This is a genomic window from Arthrobacter sp. Y3225116, assembly GCF_059091245.1.
The window spans coordinates 12,670-32,761 of the sequence record NZ_JBNHGL010000017.1; the positions used below are offsets into that span (position 1 = coordinate 12,670).

The window sequence follows — 20,092 nt, forward strand, 5'->3', positions numbered from 1 at the left end:
AGGTTCGTCGCCCTCTTAGCGGATTTGCTCCCCCGTGACGGCGTCGATGAATACGTCGGTGCTGGAGCCGTCTTCGCGGTCGATCTCGATCTCCCACACCGGGAGGCCGTCCTCATTCCCCAGCGTCACTTCGTCCACGTTCCCCGGTTCGGCTTCCGCGGCGGTGACAAGTGCCTCGGACATGGAGACCTTGGTTTGCTCCAACTCTCGGGAATGCTCCGGTTCGGCACCCCCGGATTCCCGTTGCTCAAGCACCTCGCTGCCGTCCGGCGAGACCTGTACCTCGAGCTCGGCGTCAACGTCGAAGACGTCCACTTCCCAGGCCTGAAGCCGGTCGCTGTAGTCGAGTTCGATCGCGGAACTGCCGTGGACGGCATTGACCGCGGTTTCGACAGCGGCCCTCGCATTGCGTTCACCGGGCATGGCAGATCCGGTGCCGCCGGGGCTCGGGTTGCCGGCCCCGGCCGGGGTTTCGGCCGGCTGGGCCTGGCCCGGTTCGGGCTGGGATATGTCGTCTCCGGTGGCGTCACAGGCCGAGAGCGTAAGGGCCAGCCCGGCAGCAATCGAAAGGGCGGTGAAGGTCTTCCTCAGCTGTTCCATAGACCGATTCTCCGCCCCGGCAACCGGCTTGGCCATGCCCCGGGCCCTCCGCCGTCCCGGTAAGCACGACAACATGCGCTGCTGTCCTAGACTGGCATCGAATGCCCCCGAGTGATCAGGAGTAGGACTTTGGCCGACAATCCGACGTACCAGAACGTCACGTTCGAATCCGCAGGCACCGAGGCCCACGGTTATCTGGCCGTACCTGAGTCAGGGGCCGGCCCCGGCGTCATCGTCATCCAGGAGTGGTGGGGCCTGGTGGACCACATCCGCGATGTTGCCGACCGCCTCGCCGCCGAAGGTTTCGTCGCGCTGGCACCGGACCTCTACGGCGGACGCATCGCCCACGACGGCAAGGAGGCCGCCGCGATGATGTCCAAGCTGCCGGAACAGGAAGGCGCCCGGCTGCTGGCCGGCGCCGTGGACTACCTGCTGGCCCACGAGTCGGTCACCAGTTCCACCGTGGGTGCCATCGGTTTCTGCATGGGCGGCGGCTTTGTGCTGGCGCTGGCCGCGCAGCAGGGCGAGCGCATCAGCGCGGCCGTTCCGTTCTACGGCGTGGGCCAGGGCGTGCCCACATCGTACGAGGGGGTCCGCGCCGCCATCCAGGGCCACTACGGCGAACAGGACTCCTCCTACCCGGTGGAGAAGGCCAAGGCGCAGGAGGAGCAGATCCGCCGCGAGTCCGGCGCGGAGGTGACCTACTACTTCTACGACGCCCCGCACGCCTTCCACAACGACGAGAACCCGCAGGGCAACTACCGTCCCGAGGAGGCCAAGCTGGCCTGGAGCCGGTCCGTGCAGTTCCTCAAGGACAAGGTCAAGTAGCTTCCACCGGTTATGGGACGACGTCGGTGCTCACCCGGGCACCGACGTCGCCCTTCTTTCGATGCATCACTCCGCGTCGGATGGCTCCCGCTCCGGCGTGAGATAGAGCTTCCGCAGGGTTTCGTGCACGGTCCACGTGGTGCGCATTCCTGCCGATAGCAGCATCAGCGAGCCCGGGGCCAACGGGACCGCCGTCCCGGCGGCGTCATGGGCGTCCTCGTGGTGGAATGCCACGGTGGCGCTGCCGGAGACGACCAAAAACAGTTCGTCGGCTTCCGTATCGTTCATGCTGCCGGTGGACATTTCCCAGACGCCAACGCCGAGGTCGCCCATTCGGCCCAAGCCGTGCAGGCCGGTAGTGGGCGCGCCCTCGGCCACTTGGGCAGCCGGCACGGGCAGATGTTCCAGTGTCAGGTCGGTGATATTCAGCGGCAGTCCGGGGGTCAGTATCTTCATCAGCGTGCTCCGTTCGCATGTTGGCCGGTAGGTCCGTCAACCGTGGCTTCAACAAACTGCCCCGGTCTGGCCGCCCACCGCTGTGATCGCATTCACCCATTGTGACCGTCGGCGGCCAGTTTTCCGCGGCGGCGGCTTCCGGCCGCGAGGTCGTGCCCGCCCGGCGCAGTCCTTCGGTCCCCTTCCCCGACCGGGGCGGAGCACGGAAGCCATGTTGTTCTTTCGCGGGGGCCGCTACTCTGTTGACCATGAAGCCCGAGGCGGCGTTGGTCGGCTGGCTGCTCGACTCCGATCCGGCACTGCGCTGGCAGGTCGAACGGGACCTCGCACATGCGCCGCCTGAGCAGTGGGCGGCGACGAAAGCGCGGGTGGCCACCGAGGGTTTCGGCGCGCGGCTGCTCGCGCACCAGGACCCCGATGGCCAGTGGGCCGGCGGGGCCTACTTCCCCAGCGACTTCGACTTCCAGGGACCCGAAGCAGCCGAGGGTGCCGGACAGCCGTGGACCGCCACCACCTGGTCGCTCAATTCCCTCCGGGACTGGGGCCTCGACGCAACAGTGCTCGCGGGCACGGCCGGCCGGCTCGCCGCCAACAGCCGCTGGGAGTACGAGAACCTGCCGTACTGGGACGGCGAAGTGGACTGCTGCATCAACGCCTTCACCCTGGCCAACGGCGCGTGGCTGGGGGCGGACGTGGGCCGGATCGCCGCCTGGTTCATCGAGCACCAACTGCCCGACGGCGGCTGGAACTGCGAATGGATCGAAGGTTCCACCCGCTCGTCCTTCCATTCCACACTCAACACCTTGAAAGGGCTGCTGTACTACGAGTCCGTCACCGGGGGCTCCGACGATCTCCGCGCCGCCCGCCACGCCGGCGAAGAGTACCTGCTGGAACGCCGGCTGCTGTACACCCGGTCCACCGGTGAACTCGTCGGGCCTTGGGCTGCGCGTTTTGCCTACCCGTTCCGCTGGCTCTACAGCGCACTAAACGCCGTGGACTACTTCAGGTCGGCAGCGCTCCACGACGGCACGTCACCCGATCCCCGGCTGGCCGACGCCATGAAGCTCATCGCGTCCGCGCGCCGGCCCGACGGCACGTGGCTGCAGGAACGCCGCCACCCCGGCCGCGCCTGGTTCGATGTCGACGTGCCCCCGGGCGAGCCGTCCAAGTGGCTCACGTTCCACGGCACGCGCGTGCTGGCTTGGTGGGACGAGGCAGGCGTCCTCCCGCCCGCTCCGGGCTACCGGTCCGAGACGTGACCTCGGTCGCGGCCTCTTAAACAGGACGAGCGAAGCGGTGACCTGACACCGGGAGCTCGATGTCAAGCAATTGCGAGGCGGTGATGCCATCGGATTCCCCCCAATTTGCCGGGTGCAATTTCCGTGGCTATCCTTGCCTTATCCACGGGCCTCCCGGTCTAGTCTCTGACCGGTTGTAGATAACGGGTGGACACTTCTGTTTGTTAAGGACTAGGGAGTTCTACATGCATTTAACGCCCCGTGAGCACGAAAAACTCATGATTGTGGTCGCCGCCGACCTTGCCAGAAGGCGCCAGCAGCGCGGCCTGAAACTCAACCATCCCGAAGCGGTGGCCCTGATCACCTATGAACTGATCGAGGGCGCCCGCGACGGCCGGACGGTCGCGGACCTGATGAGCTACGGAACCACGATCCTCTCCCGGGGCGACGTCATGGACGGCGTGGCGGAGATGATCGCCGATGTGCAGGTCGAGGCCACTTTCCCCGACGGCACCAAGCTGGTCACCGTCCATAACCCGATTCGCTGAGCCTGAGGAGAGCACCCATGAAACCGGGAGAATACATCCTGCGCGGCGAGCCCATCATCTGCAACGAGGGCGCCGAGACCCGCATCATGAACGTGACCAACCGGGGCGACCGGCCGGTCCAGGTCGGGTCGCATTACCACTTCGCCGAGGTTAATCCGGCGCTCGATATGGACCGGGTCGCGGCGCGCGGCTTTCGGCTGGACATTCCGGCGGGCACGGCCGTGCGATTCGAGCCCGGGGACGCGCGCAGTGTGCACCTGGTGGAGATCGCCGGGAACCGCGAGGTCTACGGCTTCCGGAACCACATGAACGGGTCGCTGGGCGCCAGCGTCCCCCCGGCCTACACCGACGCCATCGGCGGCACCGCCGGCATCAACGCCGAGGCCGAGCCCGAACTGGCGGCCGAATACGACATCGACCTGCCCAACATCGGCGTCGAGGCGGCCGGGTTCCACACCACGTACGGCATGGACCCGGTCGACGAATCCCGCGGCCCGAAGGCCGGCGGCGCCGCCAAGAAGGCGGGCGGGCGCGGCGAGGCCGCGGAGAAGACCGGGCAAACTGCCGCGGAGAAGACCGACGGCGGCGGGGAGGAACAGCGATGAGCTTCGAGATGAACCGCAGGCACTATGCGGAGATGTACGGGCCGACCACCGGCGATGCGATTCGGCTCGCGGACACCGACCTGCTGCTGGAGATCGAACACGACTACACCCGCTACGGCGAGGAAGTGGTCTTCGGCGGCGGGAAGGTCATCCGGGACGGCATGGGCCAGAACGGACAGCGCACCCGCGACCAGGACATTCCGGACACGGTCATCACCAACGTCGTCGTGCTGGACTACAGCGGCATCTACAAGGCCGACGTGGCACTGCGGGACGGGCACATCTTCAAGATCGGCAAGGCCGGCAACCCGGACATCTCCGACGGCGTCGACATCACCATTGGTGCCGCGACGGACGTGATCGCCGGGGAGCACAAGATCCTCACCGCCGGCGGCATCGATACGCACGTGCACTTCATCAGCCCCGACCAGGTGCCGGTGGCCCTGGCGAACGGCGTCACCACCCTGATCGGCGGCGGCGCCGGGCCGTCGGATGCCTCCAAGGCGACCACCGTGACGCCGGGGCCATGGCACATTGGCCGGATGCTGCAGGCGGTGGACAACCTGCCGATCAACATCGGACTGCTTGCCAAGGGCCACGCCAGCGCGCGCGGTCCGCTGGCCGAACAAATCCGGGCCGGGGCCATCGGCTTCAAGGTGCACGAGGACTGGGGCGCCACAACCTCCTCGATCGACATGTCGCTGCGGATCGCCGACGAGTTCGACGTGCAGGTCGCCATCCACGCGGACACCCTCAACGAATGCGGTTTCGTGGAGGACACCATCCGCGCCATCGACGGCCGCGTGATCCACACCTTCCACACCGAAGGCGCCGGCGGAGGGCACGCCCCGGACATCATCCGCGTCGCCGGGCTGCCCAACGTCCTGCCGGCTTCGACCAACCCGACCCTGCCCTACACCACCAACACGCTCGACGAGCATCTGGACATGCTCATGGTCGCCCACCACCTGAACCCGGACATTCCCGAAGACGTGGCCTTCGCCGACTCCCGGATCCGCAAGGAGACCATCGCCGCCGAAGACGTGCTGCACGACCTCGGCGTCTTCTCGATCACCAGCTCGGACGCCCAGGCCATGGGCCGTGTCGGCGAGATGGTGCTGCGGACCTGGCAGGTGGCGGATGCCATGAAGCGCCAGCGGGGCAAGTTCGAGCAAGACCCGGAAATCGGCGACAACTTCCGACTCAAGCGCTACGTCGCCAAGTACACCATCAACCCCGCTCTCGCCCACGGCATCGCCGACTCCGTCGGCAGCGTCGAGGTGGGTAAGTTCGCCGACCTGGTGCTTTGGGATCCGGCCTTCTTCGGCGTCAAACCGGAGATGGTGATCAAGGGCGGACAAATCGTGCAGTCCATCATGGGCGACGCGAACGGTTCCATCCCTACCCCGCAGCCGCGGACCCTGCGGCACAACTTCGGGGCGTTGGGCAGCGCCGTGCACTCGTCCTCGATCACGTTCATGCCGAAGATCGCCATCGACGAGGGCATCCCGGACCGGCTGAACCTGCGCCGGACCGTCCGCGCGGCCCACGGCATCCGCACCCTGACCAAGGCCGACCTGAAGTACAACGGGGAGACCCCGGACATCCAGGTCGACCCGCAAACCTACACCGTCACGGTCAACGGTGAAGTAGCGACCTGCGAGCCCTCGACCGTGCTGCCCATGGCCCAGCGCTACTTCCTGTTCTAGACCGAGCTATACCCGAAAGGACGTAGTCAATGATCATTGAGCGCGTCATCGCCAACCGGCACGATCTTCCGCACGCGGAGCTTGCCGGCCTGCACGAGGAGAAGGTGGCACTCCCCAGCAGCGAACTGGTCAAACGCGTCCAGCGCGTGACCACCGATCACGGCCGCGAAATCGGCATCCGCCTGGCCACGCCGGGAGACCTGCGCGACGGCGACATCCTGTTCCGCGACGAGTCGAACGTCATCGTGGTCAGCGTCCTGCCCACGGACGTGCTGGTGATCGCCCCGCGCACCATCCGGGAGATGGGCGTGGTGGCCCACAGCCTGGGCAACCGGCACCTGCAGGCGCAATTCTTCGACGCCGCAAGCGACTACCGGGCGGAGGTCATGGTGGTGCAGTACGACCACACCGTCGAAGACTATCTGCAGCACATGCAGGTGCCCTACTCCCGGCAGGAGCGGGTCATGCCCGTGCCGTTTCGACATGCCGAACACACGCACTGAGGCACCCGGGCGGCACCCGTCGTCGTACCTGCTGCCCCTGCTGCAGCTGGCCGACTCCGCCCTGCCCACGGGCGCCTTCAGCCACTCGTTCGGGCTCGAGACGTTCCTGACACGCGGGCTGGTCCGCGACGAGAAGACCTTCGCGGTCTGGCTCGGCCAGTTCATCCACACCCAGCTGACGTACAGCGACGGCCTTGCCATCCGGCTGGCCCTGGAAGCCCGCTCGACGGCGGAGCTGCGGGAGCTGGACGCGATGCTGGCGGCGCAGGCCCTGCCGCGGCAGGTGCGCGAGGCGGGCGTGAAAATGGGTGCGCGGATGCTCCAAATCGCCTCGGTCATCCTCGACAGCGACGAGATCGAGCAGTACCGCGAGGACGTCGCCAGCGGCGCGTGCAGCGGGCATCCGGCGCTGGCGTTCGCCATCGCCGGGCGCAGCCTGCACGTTCCGCTGCCGGAGCTGCTGGGCACCTACCTGTTTTCGACGGCGACGTCGCTGACGCAGAACGCCATCCGCGGCATCCCGATCGGCCAGGACGCCGGGCAGCGGGTGCTGCGCCGGGCCCATCCGGAGATTGCCGCCGCAACGGCGAGGATCGCCGGGCTGGGACGCGGGGACTTCGGCGCCGCCGCCCCGGGACTGGAAATCGCCCAAATGCGCCACGAGCGGCAGCGCGCCCGCATGTTCATGTCCTGACGTGCCGCCGCCACCACAAGACCCGGCCGCCCGCGGCCGGCCCACGGAACAAGGAGTAAGACAATGGAACCCATCAAGATCGGTATCGGCGGCCCCGTCGGCGCCGGGAAGACCCAGCTGGTCGAGCGCCTGACCCGGCACCTGTCCGGCGAAATCTCCATGGCCGCCATCACCAACGACATCTACACCATTGAGGACGCGAAGATCCTGGCCGCCAACGGCGTGCTGCCGCTGGACCGGATCATCGGCATCGAAACCGGCGGCTGCCCGCACACCGCCATCCGCGAGGACACCTCGATGAACTCCGCCGCCGTGGAGGAATTGATCAACCGGCACCCGGACCTGCAGGTCGTGTTCATCGAAAGCGGGGGCGACAACCTTTCGGCGACGTTCAGTCCGGAACTGGTGGACTTTTCCATCTACATCATCGACGTGGCGCAGGGCGAGAAGATCCCGCGCAAGGCCGGCCAGGGCATGATCAAGTCGGACCTGTTCATCATCAACAAGACCGACCTGGCGCCGTTCGTGGGCGCCGACCTGTCGGTGATGGAGTCCGACTCGAAGGAATTCCGCGGAGACAGGCCGTTCTGCTTCACCAACCTGAAGACGGACGAGGGCCTGGACAAGGTCATCGCCTGGCTCCGGCGCGACGTGCTGATGCAGGACCTGACACAATGAGCGCGGCCCAGCCGGCGGGCGTGCAGCTTCCCACCGGTGAGCTGCGCCTGACGGTGGGCCAGCGCGGCGGCCGCGGCGTCGCCACCTCGCAATACCACCAGGGCGCGCTGCGCGTCATCCGCCCGCACTACCTGGACGCGTCCGCCCAGGTCGCTTACACGATCGTGAACCCGGGCGGCGGCTACCTGGGAGGGGACGTCTACGAGGTGGACGTCCAGGTCGAGGACCAGGCCCGCCTGCTGCTGACCACCCAGTCCGCCACCAAGATCTACCGGACGCCGGGCGATCCGGCCGTGCAACACACCCGGTTCCGGCTCGGCCCCGGTGCAAGCCTGGAGTACCTGCCCGACCAGCTCATCGCGTACCGGGACGCCACCTACCGGCAGGAGACCGTCGTCGAACTCGCCGCGGACTCCTCCCTGGTGATGTGTGACGTGGTCACTCCCGGCTGGTCCCCGGACGGCAGGCCCTTCCGGTATGAGGAGGTGCGCATCCGCAACGACATCTACCGCGACGGCCGCCTGCTCGCCCTGGACAACCTGTTGATCCGCCCCGCCGATCCGGACGCGCCGCTGTCCAGCATGCTCTTCCTCGAGGACTATTCACACCTGGGCTCGATGCTCGTGGTCGATCCCCGGGTGGACGACGTCCTGGTGCGGGAGTTGCAGGACCTGCTGGCCCCGATGGACCCCGGCGGGCAGCTCGGCCTGTCGCTGCTCAACGGCCCCGGCTTCGCCCTGCGCGCCCTGTCCCGCAGCACCGACACGCTGAACGGAATGCTGCACGCCGCCGTCGATCTGCTCCGCCACCGCTGGTTCGGCCAGCAACCACTGAATCTTCGCAAATACTGACCGAGCCTTGTTGGAGGCATGATCTTCTTCCCGTCACCGGCCCCTGCCCCGCGCGAACGCGACGTCCGCGACGGCCACACCTCATGCGACTCGGACCCGCTGCTGCGGTCAAGGCTCCGGCGTCGCCATCTCTTCTGGGTCCTGGCGCTGGCCGCGCTTCTCGTCGCCGGAATGGTGCTGTCCGTGGCGACCGGGCCCGTCATGCTGAATACCGCGACCGTAGCCCAAGTGATCTGGTCGCATATGCCCGGCCAACTGTCCGCGTATCAGCCTGATCCAACAGCCTCTGCAATTGTTTGGGACGTGAGGCTGCCCCGCGTGCTGCTCGGATGCGCTGTTGGCGTCGGATTGGCGGTATGCGGAGCAGCCCTGCAGGCAATGGTGCGCAACGTGCTGGCCGACCCCTACTTGCTCGGCATAAATTCGGGGGCTTCCAGTGGTGCAGCAGCCATGATTTTGTTCGGCGTCGGTCTGGGTGTGGGCGAACACGCTCTGCCCGCGAGCGCCTTCATCGGTGCGCTGGCCGCGTCGATGATGGTCTTCCTGGTCGCACGCTCGGCCGGACGGGTAACCTCAATCCGGTTGCTGCTGGCCGGCGTTGCGATCGGGTACGCGCTGACCGCCGTGACCAGCTTCCTGATCTTCGCCTCGGGCTCCGCAGAGGGCGCCCGCTCCGTGATGTTCTGGCTGCTTGGGTCCCTGGCCCTGGCCAGGTGGGGAAGCCCCCTGGCGATCGTCGTCGTGGTGGTCCTGATAACCACTTGCCTGCTGGCTCTCAGCGGACGGCGTTTGGACGCTCTGGCCATCGGTGACGAAACCGCGCACATTGTCGGCGTTGCACCCGGCAGGTTCCGCACCCAACTACTGGTCATCATCTCCCTGTGCATCGGCGTGGTCGTCGCGGCCTCCGGATCGATCGGTTTCGTTGGACTGGTAGTTCCGCATGTGGCCCGCAGGCTGGTCGGCGCCGCCCACTCCCGGGTCGTCCCGGTCTCTGCCCTGCTCGGCGGGATCTTCCTGATCTGGGCCGACCTGCTCGCTCGGACCCTGTTGCAGCCGCAGGAATTGCCGATCGGGATCATCACGGCTTTCATCGGGGCTCCCTTCCTGCTTTACCTCATCCGCAGGATGCGCCCGGCGGGCTGAGTGTTTACCCCACCCCCGCGTTATCGCTCACATCCACTAGCCTGAGGAGAATTCATGAAAGCTGCCGCCCACCTGCTGTCCGCCGCAGCCGCGGCGGCATTGGCCTTCGGCCTGGCCGGCTGCGCCGGGACTTTCGGGAGCGCCGGGAACGCCGAAAACACCGGGGCCCCCGAGGCACCCGAGGCCAATGGGTACCCGCTGACCGTCACCAATTGCGGCGCAGCAGTCACCCTGAAGGCGCCGCCGGAACGGGTTGTCCTGCTGGACAGTTCACCGGTTTCCTACCTGGCAGCACTGGGTGTCATGGAAACGGTCGTGGCCCGCGCAGGCGTCTACCCGTCCGAATACTTCGACCCAGCCACCGAGACCGAACTCGCCCGCATTCCGCTCTTGACCGACCGCTTGGACACAACGGGGCACCTGCAGATTTCGCAGGAAGTCGTCCTGGCGCAGAAACCGGACCTCGTCCTCGGCTCGGCTGAAAACCTCAACCGTGAAACACTTGCCGCCGCCGGCATCCCGATGCTGCAGGAACCGTCCTTTTGCCCCGACGCCCCGCAAACGCCGGAGTTCCGCACTATTGAAGATCGGCTCCGCACCTACGGCAAGGTGTTCGACGTCGAAAACCGGGCGGAGAAAGCAGCCGGCGAGCTCAAGGCCAAGGTGGAGCAAATCACCGCCAAGACGGCCGGCACCGGCGACCGCACTGCGGCCGTCCTTTACCCGACAGTCGGCGGCGGAAGCACCTACGCCTACGGCACCAAGTCCATGGCCCAGCCGCAGTTGGAAGCCGCCGGGCTGAAAAACGTTTTCGACGACGTCGACCAGCGGGTCTTCGAGGTCACGCGCGAGGAACTCATTGGCCGTAACCCCGATGTCCTGATCCTGCTCCACTCCGTCGGGGACCCACGCGAGGTCGCCGACGCCGTGACGTCTTTAAAGGGAGCCTCCTCCATGACCGCCGTCGCCAACGATGACATCCTCGTGCAACTGTTCAACTTCACCGAGCCGCCGTCCCCGCTGTCGGTCACCGGACTCGAGCGGATCGCCGAGCGGTTCGGCCAGTGATTTCCGGCTCCGGCATCTCCTTTTCCTACGGCTCCCGCAACGTCCTGGACCGCGTTGACCTCCACGCCCGGCACGGCGAAGTCCTCGGCCTGGTGGGACCGAACGGCAGCGGCAAGAGCACCCTGCTGCGGATCCTGTACGGATCACTGGCCCCGCACGCCGGCACCGTCATGCTGGACCACACGGAACTGCGCCGCCTCAACGCACAGGAGCGCGCGCGGACGGTCTCCGTGGTCGTGCAGGAGACGCCGGGCGACCTGCCGCTGCTGGTTTCCGACATGGTGCTGCTGGGCCGCACCCCGCACCAGCCGCGGCTGGGTGGGCGTAAGGCGCGGGACGAACAGGCCGCCGCGCGCGCGCTGGAACGGGTCGGCATGCTTGGCCGGGCGGACCAGAGCTTCGAGCTGCTCTCCGGCGGGGAACGGCAGCGGGTACTGATCGCCCGGGCGCTGGCGCAGGAAGCCACGCACCTGCTGCTCGACGAACCGACCAATCACCTGGACATCCGCTATCAACACGAGATCCTTAAGCTGGTGCGCGATCTGGCGGGGACCAACAACCATGCCATCGTCGTGGTCCTGCACGACCTCAACCTCGCCGCTGCCTACTGCGACCGCGTCCTGCTACTCAACGAAAGCCGGGTGGTCGCAGCCGGCACACCGTCCGAGGTCCTGGTCCCGGAATACCTTGAGCCGGTGTACAAGATCGGGGTCCGCCGTTTCCCAGTCGACGACGGCTTCCAACTGGTGTTCAGCCCATTCCCTGTAGCTCGTCCATCAAACTGAGTGCGTCCCTTGTCCACGGCCAGTGGCCAAGAACAACCGTCGAAGGCACGGCGGCGGCCTCAGCCAACGTAGACGGGCTCCGTTGCGTCTCTGCCGGTTAGGTGGGGCGCAAGGGCCTCTTGATGCCAAACCTGTCGTTACCGAGGTCACGAATGACACCGACGAGCCGCGTCTTGAGCTCCTCGATCTCGCCGTCGTCATCGCCCAGAAGCTCCTGTCCCAGTTTCATCACGTGTTGGAAGGTCTTCTCGCCTCGCTCCGAGATGTTGACCCGTTGCTCGCGGCGGTCGTTTTTGCTGCGGGCTCGGGATATGTAACCGGTCGCTTCCAGCCGTGCCAGGGTCTTGCCCACGGTCTGTGGCTGCACCCGCACCCGCTTTGCCAGCTGCGCCTGCGCCATCGGCCCCTCGACGGCCAGGATTTCCAGCACCGTTGCTCCGGCGTGGGTCAGGCCGAGGGAAGCCAACTGCTCGTTCCACTCGTATTCGACAAGCCTCGCGGCAGTGGACAGGAGCCGGGGCATGGGCCATTTCGATAGATCGGGCATGCAGGATTATAAGCAAACTGACCTTTGAATGGTCAATGGTTTAGCCTCGCTGCTGGGCCTTTGCTGTAGGCTTCGACTCAGGAGACGGGCCTGTCTGTCTCCACCACGCAGAAAGCGCCCTCCCGCCACAGGAAGAAGCGCTGCATTTTCCCTTGAAAGGGACACCGATGGATCCCGTGAACGAACCCAACACGCTGCCCCTGTCCATTGCGGAGCTGGACTCCACGATCTATACCGGGCGGCCACCAGAGGCAGGCGCACTCCCTGAAGGACGGGTCCAGTCGGTTTCCGATCTGACCCCCGGGCAGAAGAAAGCACTGGAAGCAGTTACGGTCCGCGCGGGACAAGTCGAGGCAGCGGAATGGGCGCTCGACCAGGCGAAGGTCGTCTTCCAGGAGCAGACAACCGCCGCACTGGCCTCCGGTGTGCCTGCAGAGCTGGTTGCCGCGGCCGCGGGAACATGCGCCTCCGCCCTCCCGGCACCGACCGGCGGGGCTGGCGCGAACTCTCAGGATTTAGTGGCCGTCGGCTGACCCCGCGGTGCCGCACGGTCGGCCTCAAAGGCGGCACTGCTGAGCCACGACGTCGACGGCCCTGCAACCTCAAACGGGGCGGTCAGCCCCTACCCCCGGGGGATCGAGGCGCCGGCGTCGAGATGACACTGCCGGCTCTGGTCAGCCGGATCGGTTTCGCGGGCTGAGGGATACCAAAATCGCGGCGGCCACCTCCGCCAACCGGGCGTCCCGGAGTCGCCCCGCGGAGTGCTGGAACGATCCGTTTTGCGGGTTGCCGCACCCTCTTTCCGGCGAAGGGTATCGAGGGTAGGCCATCCTGAGAATACTTGTCCCATGAGCCTCTTTCGGACCAAATCAATCGAGCAGTCCATCGCGGATATGACGGAGCCGGGGCGCGAGCTGAAACGCACGCTCAGCACCTTCGACCTGATGGTCCTCGGTGTGGCAGTCGCCGTCGGGGCCGGCATCTTTTCCGTCGGTGCGAAGGCCGCCGGCAGCTACGCCGGCCCGGCCGTGACGGTGTCCTTCGTGTTGGCGGCCATCACCTGCGCGCTGGCCATCATGTGCTACGCCGAGTTCGCGTCGGCCATTCCCGTGGCCGGCAGCGCCTACACCTATACCTACGCAACCCTGGGCGAACTGCTGGCCTGGATCATCGGCTGGGACCTGATTCTGGAGCTGTTCACGGCAGGGGCCGTCATCGCCAAATATTGGGGAATCTACCTCAGCAACGTCTTCCTGCTCTTTGACGTCAATGTCCCGACCACGGTGAATTTCCTCGGCCTGGAGCTGACCTGGGGCCCGCTGCTGATCGTTGCCGTCTTCACGACCCTGCTGGTCCTTGGCACCGAACTGTCGGCCCGAGTGAACAATGTCTTCACCATCATCAAGGTTGCCATTGTCCTGTTCGTGATCGTCGTCGGCTTCACGTACGTACGGGCAGAAAACTACACGCCGTTCGTGCCGGATCCGGTCGCCACCGCGAGCGCCGGGGGGAACGTCTGGACGCAGTCGCTCTTCTCCTTCCTCAGCGGTGCCGAGCCCCAGCAGTACGGCGTGGTGGGCATCCTGGCGGGTGCGGCACTGGTGTTCTTCGCCTTCATTGGATTCGACGTCGTGGCTACGAGCGCGGAAGAGGTGCGCAACCCGCAAAAGACGCTGCCGCGGGGTATTTTCGGCGGCCTGGCGATCGTGACCGTGCTGTACATCCTGGTCACCCTGGCCCTGACGGGCATGGTGTCCTACCGGGAGCTGGCGGAAGCCGATGAGGCCTCGCTGGCCACGGCGTTCATCGGAGTCGGGGCGGACTGGGCCGCGCAGGTCATTTCGGTGGGCATCCTGATCGGGCTCACCACCGTCATCATGGTCCTGCTGATGGGCCTCGCCCGGGTTGCCTTCGCGATGAGCCGTGACGGCCTGCTGCCGCGATGGCTCAGCCACACCACCGAGCACCAAAAAACCCCGGCGCGGGTGCAAATCCTGGCCGGGGCCCTGGTTGCCTTGGTGGCCGGGTTCACCAACGTGGACGTACTGGAAGAAATGATCAACATCGGCACCCTCTCAGCCTTCGTGCTGGTGAGCATCGGCATCGTCGTGCTTAGGAGAAAGCGGCCGGATCTGCCCCGGGCCTACCGTGTCCCGGGCTCGCCCGTGGTGCCGATCCTCTCCGCCGTGCTGTGCTTCTGGCTGATGCTGAACCTGACCACCCTCACGTGGGTGCGCTTCGCTGTCTGGCTGCTTATCGGCTTCGCCATCTACTTCCTCTATGGCCGCCAGCATTCGCGGCTGAACCATCCGGAACTCATAGCACTCGAACACGAGCGCGAGGAGCACCGCCGGCTGGAGCACGAGCAGCGCGTCCGCGACCGAAAGGACCACCGGCACAACCCGGAGCCCTAGCTCCGGGCCGCCGGAGCATGGGCTGGCCGCTCCCGCCGCCCTGGCCCCGGGTCCCTGCGTCCAGGGTGCTCCACCTCGGACACGCGGTGGCTATGATGCGAGGAGTCCAGGGTCCCGGAGAATGGAGCAACACATGCAACTCGGCGCTTTTTCGCTCAGCCTCGCAGTGAAGGACATTGCGGCTTCTGCCGCGTTCTACGAGAAGCTCGGGTTCAGCAAGCACGGCGGTGACATCACGCAGAACTGGCTGATTCTGAAGAACGGTGAGGCCGTCGTCGGACTCTTCCAGGGCATGTTCGACAAGAACGCCTTGACCTTCAACCCTGGCTGGAATCAGGACGCCGAAGCCCTTGATTCCTTCACCGACGTGCGCGACCTCCAGCGGCAATTGAAAGCGGAGGGCGTGGAATTCCTGTCGGAAGCAGACGAGGCAACCACCGGTCCTGCCAGCTTCGTTCTGCAGGACCCGGACGGCAACCCGGTCATCGTGGACCAGCACGTCTGATGGCCGTGACGAGCAGGCGACGTCGGCGCCCGCCCGGGCACCGACGTCGTCCGTCGCTTTGCTAGCTGCTGGCTTCGCCGGTGCGGGAACCGAGCTGCTCGTCCAGGCGCAGCAGGCCGGGCCCGTCGTCGTTGACCAGCTTGACCCGGCCGATGATCTCACCGACCGTGGCTTCTTCCTCCAACTGCTCGTCGACGAACCAGTTGAGCAGCGGAATGGAGTCGATGTCGCCCTCCTGCTGGGCGAGCCGGTACAGGTCGCGGATCGACTCGGAGACCTTCTTCTCGTGCGCCAGGGAGGCTTCAAACGCCTGCAGCACGGTCTCGGCGAAAATTGTCGGAGCCGTGATCGCCTGGATCTTCGGGTGGGCGCCGCGGTCCATCATGTGCTCGATGAACTTGTTCGCGTGGACCACTTCTTCCTCGGCCTGGGCGCGGAACCAGCCGGCGATCCCGGGCAGGTCGATGGCATCCATTTCGATGGCGAGCTGGCGGTAGACCACGGAGGCCTGGAGTTCCAGCGTGACCTGGTCGTTAAACGCTTCTGCGAGTTTTCCTGTAAGTCCCATGGCTCCAGATTAGGCGCCGCTTTGTATCCCCGCCAGCAAGGTAAGGCAAGCCAAGATTAGGAAAGCCTGTGCTATCCGTTCCCCGGGCTGTCGGTAGCGTTCAGCGGCGCGCCGGGCTTCGCCAGCCCTTCAATCACGACGGCGCCGGGCAGCTTGAGCAGCTCCTTCGGCTTGAGCAGGAGTTTGCTGGACCGGTTCCCGCCGCCCATCACCACGCGTTCCCGGCCGATCACGGCGGCGTCGATGTAGACGGGGTGGCCGGAGGTTCCGACGGCGGTCACTCCCCCGATCTCCATGCCGGTCACGGCTTTGGTGGTCTCCGCGTCGGCGAAGGACGCGCACTTCACGCCCAGGAGTTCCCGGACCTTCTGGTTCACGTCCAGCCGGGCGGTCCCCAGCACCACGCACACCGCGTATCTGGCCGGTTCCACCTTCTTGGACGCCACCAGAATGGTGTTGGCCGACTGCTCCAGGGCGAAGCCGTAGTGTGCGCAAAACGCCGCCGTGTCCGCCAGGTCCGGGTCGCAGGCGAGGACTTCGCAGGTGAGGCCGTGCCCGGCGAGCGCAGCCTCGACGGCGGGCAGGAGTTTGGCTGTGCTCACTCCGCCCCGGTTGCCTCAACGGTCTTGGTCACGGCGGCCAGGATGGCCTCGCCTAGCTCGGCCGGTTTGGTGAACTGCGGCCAGTGCCCCGTGGGCAGGTGCACGTACTCCACGTCCCGGATTCTGGCCAGTTCGACCACCTGCGGTGCGCCGGCGTCGATCCAGCCCTGCAGCTGTTCGGGCGTGAACTCGCAGGTGATCACCGTGACCGGCACGTTGAAGCGCCGTTCGTCGGACAGGTGCTGCGGATCGGAGGCGACGCCCCTCGGCTGCGGAACGGCCCGGGCTCGGAACGCGGCGCGGAGCCCCTCGTCGAGGTCCGTCAGGTCTTCTTCCTCGAAGAGGCTCCAATCCGGCAACGGGACCTCATCGCCTTCGGCGGGCAGCTCGTCATTGATCACGCCGCCTTCGCCGAGCGGGCCGCTGTCCACGTAGACGGCGCGGGCGATCCTGTCCGGGCGCTGGTCTACCACGCCGTGGATGATGGCCCCGCCGCCGGAGTGGCCCACGAGGACCACCGGCCCGTCCACGCCGTCCACGGCCTTGACGGTCGCGTCGATGTGGTCGCGCAGGCCGATCCCCGCCCGCGGCGCATCCGGTGCTTCCAGCCCGGGCAGCGTCAACGGGTGGACCCGGTGCCCGGCGGCGACCAACGGCGGGGTTACCTCCGCCCAGGAGGATGCGTCCAACCAGAATCCGGGTACCAGGATGATGTCCATGTCAGGTGACTCTAGTGCCCGAGCGTGACCCGGAACACCCTTCGGACACAATTCAGGACAACCGCGGTCCCTGAGGCGGCTCCGGAGGAGAACAACGGCGGGCCCACCTGGCAGAAGAGCCATAGGCTGGCTTCGGAAAGCTTATTAGCCCGGCACGGAGGACCGCATGGGAATCATGAACGACCTGTTGGGGCCGGCCGCCGTCGAGCAACTGCGCACTTCCCTGGCCGGAACCGGTGACCAATCTGCGTGGCCGGCGCTGAGGGAAGCGGGAGATCGGCTCAAGCCGCTGCCCCTGCGGGCGCGCGCCGACCTGCTGGGGGAAGCGCTCCTCGTCGACCTGGCTGCCGGCTACGAGCCGGCCGCCGCCCTGATCCGCGCGGCGCTGGACGACGGCGCCTTCACCGGCTGGATGCTCTGGCCGGTGGGTGAGGCGGCAGTGACCCGCGCCTTGGAAGACGGGAGCCAGCGGGCCTTCGACGACGCGATGGCGCTGCTCGCGGAACTGACTCCGCGGATGACGAGCGAGTTCGCCATCCGCCGACTGTTGATCCAGGACTTGGACCGGGCGCTGGGAATCATCCGGGACTGGACGGCCCACCCGGATGAACAGGTGCGGCGGCTGGCCAGCGAAGGGACGCGGCCGTACCTGCCGTGGGCCGTCCGGGTACCCGGCATCGTCGAGCGGCCCGCGTCCACCTTGCCGATCCTCGACGAACTGTTCCAGGACGACGGCGAAGCCGTCCGCCGCTCGGTGGCCAACCACCTGAACGATGTCTCGCGCCATGCCCCGGAGGAAGTGGTGGCGACCGCGGCCCGGTGGAATGCCGCGCCGGGTGCCCACACCGCCTGGGTGGTACGGCACGGGCTGCGCACCCTGGTGAAGAAGGCACACCCCGGCGCCCTCGCAGCGCTGGGGTTCACCTCCAACGCCCTGACCGTGGCCGCCCCGCAACTCGACCAGGACACTGTCCACCTGCCCGGGGAGCTCGGCTTCGCCGTCGAAATCCGCAATGAAGCGGACGCCCCGGCCCGTGTGGCGGTGGACTACGTGGTCCACTACGTCAAGGCCAACGGTTCGCTGGCTCCCAAGGTCTTCAAGCTGGCGGTCGCCGACCTCGCCGCGGGCGAGGCCCGGCAGTTCCGCAAAGCGCATGCCTTCCGGCAGATGACCACGCGCGTGCATTACCCCGGCCGGCACCTCGTCCAGGTGCAGGCCAACGGAACGCTGTCGCCCGAGGCGGGCTTCGACGTCGTGCTCTGACACAGGCGCCGCCCGCAAAAGATTGGAATTCGCTCTCGGCATGGTGCGCCCGCATCTACCGGTTTGGGCCGGCGGCATCCGGTAATCTTGCTGCAACCTTTGTCCGGGGTGCCGGCCCTGACGGCACACCCGGAGGCTCCGACCCGTCCCACGAGGAAAAGCGCATGAAGTTTGACTTGCCCTTGCCGCAAAGCACGTGCAGCGCGGCGCGCATCCGTCCAGGCGGACTCATCCGACAGACAGGACTCCTATGAACCCGTTGGCCGAGCAGGAACGCAAGCTCCAGGTTTCGCACCACGACGCTGAAGACATCGGCGCGCTGGCCGCGGACATCGTCGCCGGCCTCGTCGACGAGCTGCCCCGTCCCGTCATCGGGCTGGCCACCGGGTCATCGCCGCTGCCGCTGTATCAGTCCTTGGCGCGGCGCCGCCTGGATCTGTCCGGAGTCCGCTGGTTCGCGCTGGACGAATACGTGGGACTTCCGGCCGGGCACCCGGAGAGTTACGCGCAGGTGATTGACCGGGAAGTGATCCGTCCGCTGGGGCTCGACCGGGCGTCGGTCCTGCTGCCGGACGCCGACCGGGCCGACGTGGATCGGGCCGCTGCGGACTATGAAGCGGCCATCGCGTCGGCGGGCGGAATCGACCTGCAGATCCTGGGCATCGGCCACAACGGCCACCTTGCCTTTAACGAGCCCGGTTCGGCCCTGGACTCCCGGACCCGGGTCGAGGAGCTGACGATGACGACGCGCCGCGCCAATGCCCGGTTCTTCCCGTCGCTCGACGACGTCCCCACCCGCTGCATCACGCAGGGCCTGGGCACCATCTTGGATGCCAGGCGGCTGCTGTTGTTGGTGCAGGGCCGGGACAAGGCCGACATCCTTCACCGCGCGCTGACCGGGCCCGTCGACCCCGGCTGCCCGGCCTCGGTGCTCCAGCTGCACCCGGACGTCACCGTCCTCACCGATGTCGAGGCGGGCTCCCGGTTTCCCACCGGATAGGTCTGGATTCCGCCATGACACGCCACGGCGCCGGCAGCACCCACGGCTCCCCCCTCCCGCTCCGCGAGGCGGAAGGTGTTCCCCGGCCGGGCGGCCGGACAATCCTCAGGGGCAGAATCCACGCCGCCGAGGGTGAACTGCGGGACGGAGCCGTTGCGGTGTCCGGCGCGGAGATCAGCTACGTCGGTCCGGCGGAGGCCCTGTCGCCCGGCGAGGCGGACACCGTCGTCGACGTCCCCGCCGGCCAGAGGGTGATCCCCGGGTTGGTCGACCTGCACTGCCACGGTGCCTTCGGCGTCGATTTCCCCACCGCCGACGAAGCGGACGCGCGCCGCGCGGCGGCCGGAATCCATGCTGCGGGCACCACCACGCTGCTGGCGAGCCTGGTGACCGCGCCGCCCCGGGAGCTGCTCGGCGGACTCGACATCCTCGCGCGAATCGCCGCCGACGGCGAGATAGCCGGCATCCACGTGGAGGGGCCGTTCCTGTCACCCGCACGGTGCGGCGCCCAGGACCCGCGGTGGCTGCTGGAACCGGACCTCGGCCTGGCACGGGAGCTGCTCGCGAACGGCCGCGGCTTTCTGCGGACCATGACGTATGCGCCGGAACTGCCCGGCGCCGAGGGGCTCGTGGAGCTGCTGGCCGGCCACGGCGTGGTCCCCTCGCTGGGCCACACCGCGGCGGAGACCGCGGTCGCGGCCGGCTCCCTGCGCCACGCACGGACCGCCCTCGCCCGGCGGTTCGGCGACGCGTCGGCGGTGCCC

At 67.2% G+C, this 20,092-nt stretch carries 23 protein-coding genes and 1 pseudogene; 18 read left to right on the top strand and 6 right to left on the bottom strand.

Going from position 1 to position 20,092, the window contains the following annotated elements; genetic code table 11:
- Nucleotides 1–15: 15 nt before the first annotated feature.
- A complete protein-coding gene (locus AC5RV2_RS03535) occupies nucleotides 16–600 on the bottom strand; it encodes a PepSY domain-containing protein (RefSeq protein ID WP_494091202.1) in 585 nt (194 codons plus the stop codon).
- A 129-nt stretch (nucleotides 601–729) separates the two neighbouring features.
- Here AC5RV2_RS03535 and AC5RV2_RS03540 point away from each other — a divergent pair, with 129 nt between their 5' ends.
- Nucleotides 730–1,428, top strand: coding sequence for a dienelactone hydrolase family protein (locus AC5RV2_RS03540; RefSeq protein WP_494091203.1), 699 nt, complete (start codon nucleotides 730–732; stop codon nucleotides 1,426–1,428).
- A 66-nt stretch (nucleotides 1,429–1,494) separates the two neighbouring features.
- Here AC5RV2_RS03540 and AC5RV2_RS03545 read toward each other — a convergent pair whose 3' ends face one another.
- Nucleotides 1,495–1,884 carry a cupin domain-containing protein gene (locus AC5RV2_RS03545; protein ID WP_494091204.1) on the bottom strand — a complete coding sequence of 130 codons (390 nt, stop codon included), beginning with the start codon at nucleotides 1,882–1,884 and terminating at the stop codon, nucleotides 1,495–1,497.
- Nucleotides 1,885–2,132: 248 nt separating this feature from the next.
- On the opposite strand from AC5RV2_RS03545, the gene AC5RV2_RS03550 reads away from it, so the two are divergent.
- The 11 genes and pseudogenes from AC5RV2_RS03550 to AC5RV2_RS03600 all read left to right on the top strand — a co-directional run bounded on the left by AC5RV2_RS03550 (nucleotide 2,133) and on the right by AC5RV2_RS03600 (nucleotide 11,709).
- Nucleotides 2,133–3,143 carry a squalene cyclase gene (locus AC5RV2_RS03550; protein WP_494091205.1) on the top strand — a complete coding sequence of 337 codons (1,011 nt, stop codon included), beginning with the start codon at nucleotides 2,133–2,135 and terminating at the stop codon, nucleotides 3,141–3,143.
- A gap of 224 nt (nucleotides 3,144–3,367) precedes the next feature.
- Entirely contained in the window at nucleotides 3,368–3,670 is a 303-nt protein-coding gene (locus AC5RV2_RS03555; RefSeq protein ID WP_494000932.1) for an urease subunit gamma, read from the top strand.
- Between the two features lie 17 nt (nucleotides 3,671–3,687).
- Nucleotides 3,688–4,122, top strand: a pseudogene (locus AC5RV2_RS03560) (urease subunit beta); the annotation flags it as partial.
- Between the two features lie 149 nt (nucleotides 4,123–4,271).
- Nucleotides 4,272–5,984, top strand: coding sequence for an urease subunit alpha (gene ureC / locus AC5RV2_RS03565; protein WP_494091206.1), 1,713 nt, complete (start codon nucleotides 4,272–4,274; stop codon nucleotides 5,982–5,984).
- Nucleotides 5,985–6,013: 29 nt separating this feature from the next.
- Entirely contained in the window at nucleotides 6,014–6,487 is a 474-nt protein-coding gene (gene ureE, locus AC5RV2_RS03570; protein WP_494065160.1) for an urease accessory protein UreE, read from the top strand.
- Nucleotides 6,468–7,181, top strand: a complete 714-nt coding sequence (locus tag AC5RV2_RS03575) for an urease accessory protein UreF (protein WP_494091207.1) — start codon at nucleotides 6,468–6,470, stop codon at nucleotides 7,179–7,181. Before ureE ends, AC5RV2_RS03575 begins: the two co-directional genes overlap by 20 nt.
- A gap of 63 nt (nucleotides 7,182–7,244) precedes the next feature.
- On the top strand, nucleotides 7,245–7,859 hold the full coding sequence (gene ureG, locus AC5RV2_RS03580; protein ID WP_494091208.1) for an urease accessory protein UreG: 615 nt from the start codon (nucleotides 7,245–7,247) through the stop codon (nucleotides 7,857–7,859).
- Entirely contained in the window at nucleotides 7,856–8,710 is an 855-nt protein-coding gene (locus tag AC5RV2_RS03585; protein WP_494091209.1) for an urease accessory protein UreD, read from the top strand. The genes ureG and AC5RV2_RS03585 overlap by 4 nt, the downstream gene beginning before the upstream one ends.
- A gap of 18 nt (nucleotides 8,711–8,728) precedes the next feature.
- Entirely contained in the window at nucleotides 8,729–9,856 is a 1,128-nt protein-coding gene (locus AC5RV2_RS03590) for a FecCD family ABC transporter permease (RefSeq protein WP_494091210.1), read from the top strand.
- 54 nt (nucleotides 9,857–9,910) lie between these two features.
- Nucleotides 9,911–10,924, top strand: coding sequence for an ABC transporter substrate-binding protein (locus AC5RV2_RS03595; RefSeq protein WP_494091211.1), 1,014 nt, complete (start codon nucleotides 9,911–9,913; stop codon nucleotides 10,922–10,924).
- Entirely contained in the window at nucleotides 10,921–11,709 is a 789-nt protein-coding gene (locus AC5RV2_RS03600) for an ABC transporter ATP-binding protein (protein WP_494091212.1), read from the top strand. Before AC5RV2_RS03595 ends, AC5RV2_RS03600 begins: the two co-directional genes overlap by 4 nt.
- A 97-nt stretch (nucleotides 11,710–11,806) precedes the next feature.
- On the opposite strand, the gene AC5RV2_RS03605 is transcribed toward AC5RV2_RS03600, so the two are convergent.
- Nucleotides 11,807–12,256, bottom strand: coding sequence for a MarR family winged helix-turn-helix transcriptional regulator (locus AC5RV2_RS03605; protein ID WP_494091213.1), 450 nt, complete (start codon nucleotides 12,254–12,256; stop codon nucleotides 11,807–11,809).
- Between the two features lie 176 nt (nucleotides 12,257–12,432).
- Between AC5RV2_RS03605 and AC5RV2_RS03610 the strand changes: the two genes are divergently transcribed.
- The 3 genes from AC5RV2_RS03610 to AC5RV2_RS03620 all read left to right on the top strand — a co-directional run bounded on the left by AC5RV2_RS03610 (nucleotide 12,433) and on the right by AC5RV2_RS03620 (nucleotide 15,175).
- Complete coding sequence (locus AC5RV2_RS03610) at nucleotides 12,433–12,789, top strand: hypothetical protein (RefSeq protein WP_494091214.1); 357 nt, start codon at nucleotides 12,433–12,435, stop codon at nucleotides 12,787–12,789.
- 315 nt (nucleotides 12,790–13,104) lie between these two features.
- Nucleotides 13,105–14,670: an amino acid permease gene (locus tag AC5RV2_RS03615; protein ID WP_494091215.1), complete on the top strand. Its 1,566-nt coding sequence runs from the start codon at nucleotides 13,105–13,107 to the stop codon at nucleotides 14,668–14,670.
- A 133-nt stretch (nucleotides 14,671–14,803) separates the two neighbouring features.
- Nucleotides 14,804–15,175 (top strand): VOC family protein, encoded by a 372-nt coding sequence (locus AC5RV2_RS03620; RefSeq protein ID WP_494091216.1) that lies wholly within the window; start codon nucleotides 14,804–14,806, stop codon nucleotides 15,173–15,175.
- A gap of 61 nt (nucleotides 15,176–15,236) precedes the next feature.
- Here AC5RV2_RS03620 and AC5RV2_RS03625 read toward each other — a convergent pair whose 3' ends face one another.
- The 3 genes from AC5RV2_RS03625 to AC5RV2_RS03635 form a co-directional block, all read right to left on the bottom strand.
- On the bottom strand, nucleotides 15,237–15,743 hold the full coding sequence (locus tag AC5RV2_RS03625) for a ferritin (protein WP_494000945.1): 507 nt from the start codon (nucleotides 15,741–15,743) through the stop codon (nucleotides 15,237–15,239).
- Between the two features lie 71 nt (nucleotides 15,744–15,814).
- The gene (locus AC5RV2_RS03630; protein WP_494091217.1) at nucleotides 15,815–16,345 is read right to left on the bottom strand and encodes a YbaK/EbsC family protein; all 531 of its coding nucleotides are present in this window, start codon (nucleotides 16,343–16,345) and stop codon (nucleotides 15,815–15,817) included.
- Nucleotides 16,342–17,064: an alpha/beta fold hydrolase gene (locus AC5RV2_RS03635; RefSeq protein WP_494091218.1), complete on the bottom strand. Its 723-nt coding sequence runs from the start codon at nucleotides 17,062–17,064 to the stop codon at nucleotides 16,342–16,344. Before AC5RV2_RS03635 ends, AC5RV2_RS03630 begins: the two co-directional genes overlap by 4 nt.
- A gap of 166 nt (nucleotides 17,065–17,230) precedes the next feature.
- Between AC5RV2_RS03635 and AC5RV2_RS03640 the strand changes: the two genes are divergently transcribed.
- From AC5RV2_RS03640 to AC5RV2_RS03650, 3 genes are all read left to right on the top strand, one after another.
- Complete coding sequence (locus AC5RV2_RS03640; RefSeq protein WP_494091219.1) at nucleotides 17,231–18,328, top strand: DNA alkylation repair protein; 1,098 nt, start codon at nucleotides 17,231–17,233, stop codon at nucleotides 18,326–18,328.
- 250 nt (nucleotides 18,329–18,578) lie between these two features.
- Nucleotides 18,579–19,328, top strand: a complete 750-nt coding sequence (locus AC5RV2_RS03645) for a glucosamine-6-phosphate deaminase (protein ID WP_494091220.1) — start codon at nucleotides 18,579–18,581, stop codon at nucleotides 19,326–19,328.
- Nucleotides 19,329–19,342: 14 nt separating this feature from the next.
- Nucleotides 19,343–20,092 (top strand): amidohydrolase family protein (locus tag AC5RV2_RS03650; RefSeq protein WP_494091221.1); only part of this gene is annotated, 750 nt, incomplete at its 3' end.

What these genes read in the sequence shown, in the direction of transcription:
- ureC (WP_494091206.1), top strand. Translation starts at nt 4,272, where the DNA reads ATGAGCTTCGAGATGAACCGCAGGCACTATGCGGAGATGTACGGGCCG.
- AC5RV2_RS03575 (WP_494091207.1), top strand. Translation starts at nt 6,468, where the DNA reads ATGCCGAACACACGCACTGAGGCACCCGGGCGGCACCCGTCGTCGTAC.
- AC5RV2_RS03595 (WP_494091211.1), top strand. Translation starts at nt 9,911, where the DNA reads ATGAAAGCTGCCGCCCACCTGCTGTCCGCCGCAGCCGCGGCGGCATTG.
- ureE (WP_494065160.1), top strand. Translation starts at nt 6,014, where the DNA reads ATGATCATTGAGCGCGTCATCGCCAACCGGCACGATCTTCCGCACGCG.
- AC5RV2_RS03605 (WP_494091213.1), bottom strand. Translation starts at nt 12,256, where the DNA reads ATGCCCGATCTATCGAAATGGCCCATGCCCCGGCTCCTGTCCACTGCC.
- AC5RV2_RS03550 (WP_494091205.1), top strand. Translation starts at nt 2,133, where the DNA reads ATGAAGCCCGAGGCGGCGTTGGTCGGCTGGCTGCTCGACTCCGATCCG.
- AC5RV2_RS03645 (WP_494091220.1), top strand. Translation starts at nt 18,579, where the DNA reads ATGAACCCGTTGGCCGAGCAGGAACGCAAGCTCCAGGTTTCGCACCAC.
- AC5RV2_RS03625 (WP_494000945.1), bottom strand. Translation starts at nt 15,743, where the DNA reads ATGGGACTTACAGGAAAACTCGCAGAAGCGTTTAACGACCAGGTCACG.
- AC5RV2_RS03545 (WP_494091204.1), bottom strand. Translation starts at nt 1,884, where the DNA reads ATGAAGATACTGACCCCCGGACTGCCGCTGAATATCACCGACCTGACA.
- AC5RV2_RS03635 (WP_494091218.1), bottom strand. Translation starts at nt 17,064, where the DNA reads ATGGACATCATCCTGGTACCCGGATTCTGGTTGGACGCATCCTCCTGG.
- AC5RV2_RS03535 (WP_494091202.1), bottom strand. Translation starts at nt 600, where the DNA reads ATGGAACAGCTGAGGAAGACCTTCACCGCCCTTTCGATTGCTGCCGGG.
- ureG (WP_494091208.1), top strand. Translation starts at nt 7,245, where the DNA reads ATGGAACCCATCAAGATCGGTATCGGCGGCCCCGTCGGCGCCGGGAAG.
- AC5RV2_RS03590 (WP_494091210.1), top strand. Translation starts at nt 8,729, where the DNA reads ATGATCTTCTTCCCGTCACCGGCCCCTGCCCCGCGCGAACGCGACGTC.
- AC5RV2_RS03615 (WP_494091215.1), top strand. Translation starts at nt 13,105, where the DNA reads ATGAGCCTCTTTCGGACCAAATCAATCGAGCAGTCCATCGCGGATATG.
- AC5RV2_RS03555 (WP_494000932.1), top strand. Translation starts at nt 3,368, where the DNA reads ATGCATTTAACGCCCCGTGAGCACGAAAAACTCATGATTGTGGTCGCC.
- AC5RV2_RS03640 (WP_494091219.1), top strand. Translation starts at nt 17,231, where the DNA reads ATGGGAATCATGAACGACCTGTTGGGGCCGGCCGCCGTCGAGCAACTG.
- AC5RV2_RS03620 (WP_494091216.1), top strand. Translation starts at nt 14,804, where the DNA reads ATGCAACTCGGCGCTTTTTCGCTCAGCCTCGCAGTGAAGGACATTGCG.
- AC5RV2_RS03585 (WP_494091209.1), top strand. Translation starts at nt 7,856, where the DNA reads ATGAGCGCGGCCCAGCCGGCGGGCGTGCAGCTTCCCACCGGTGAGCTG.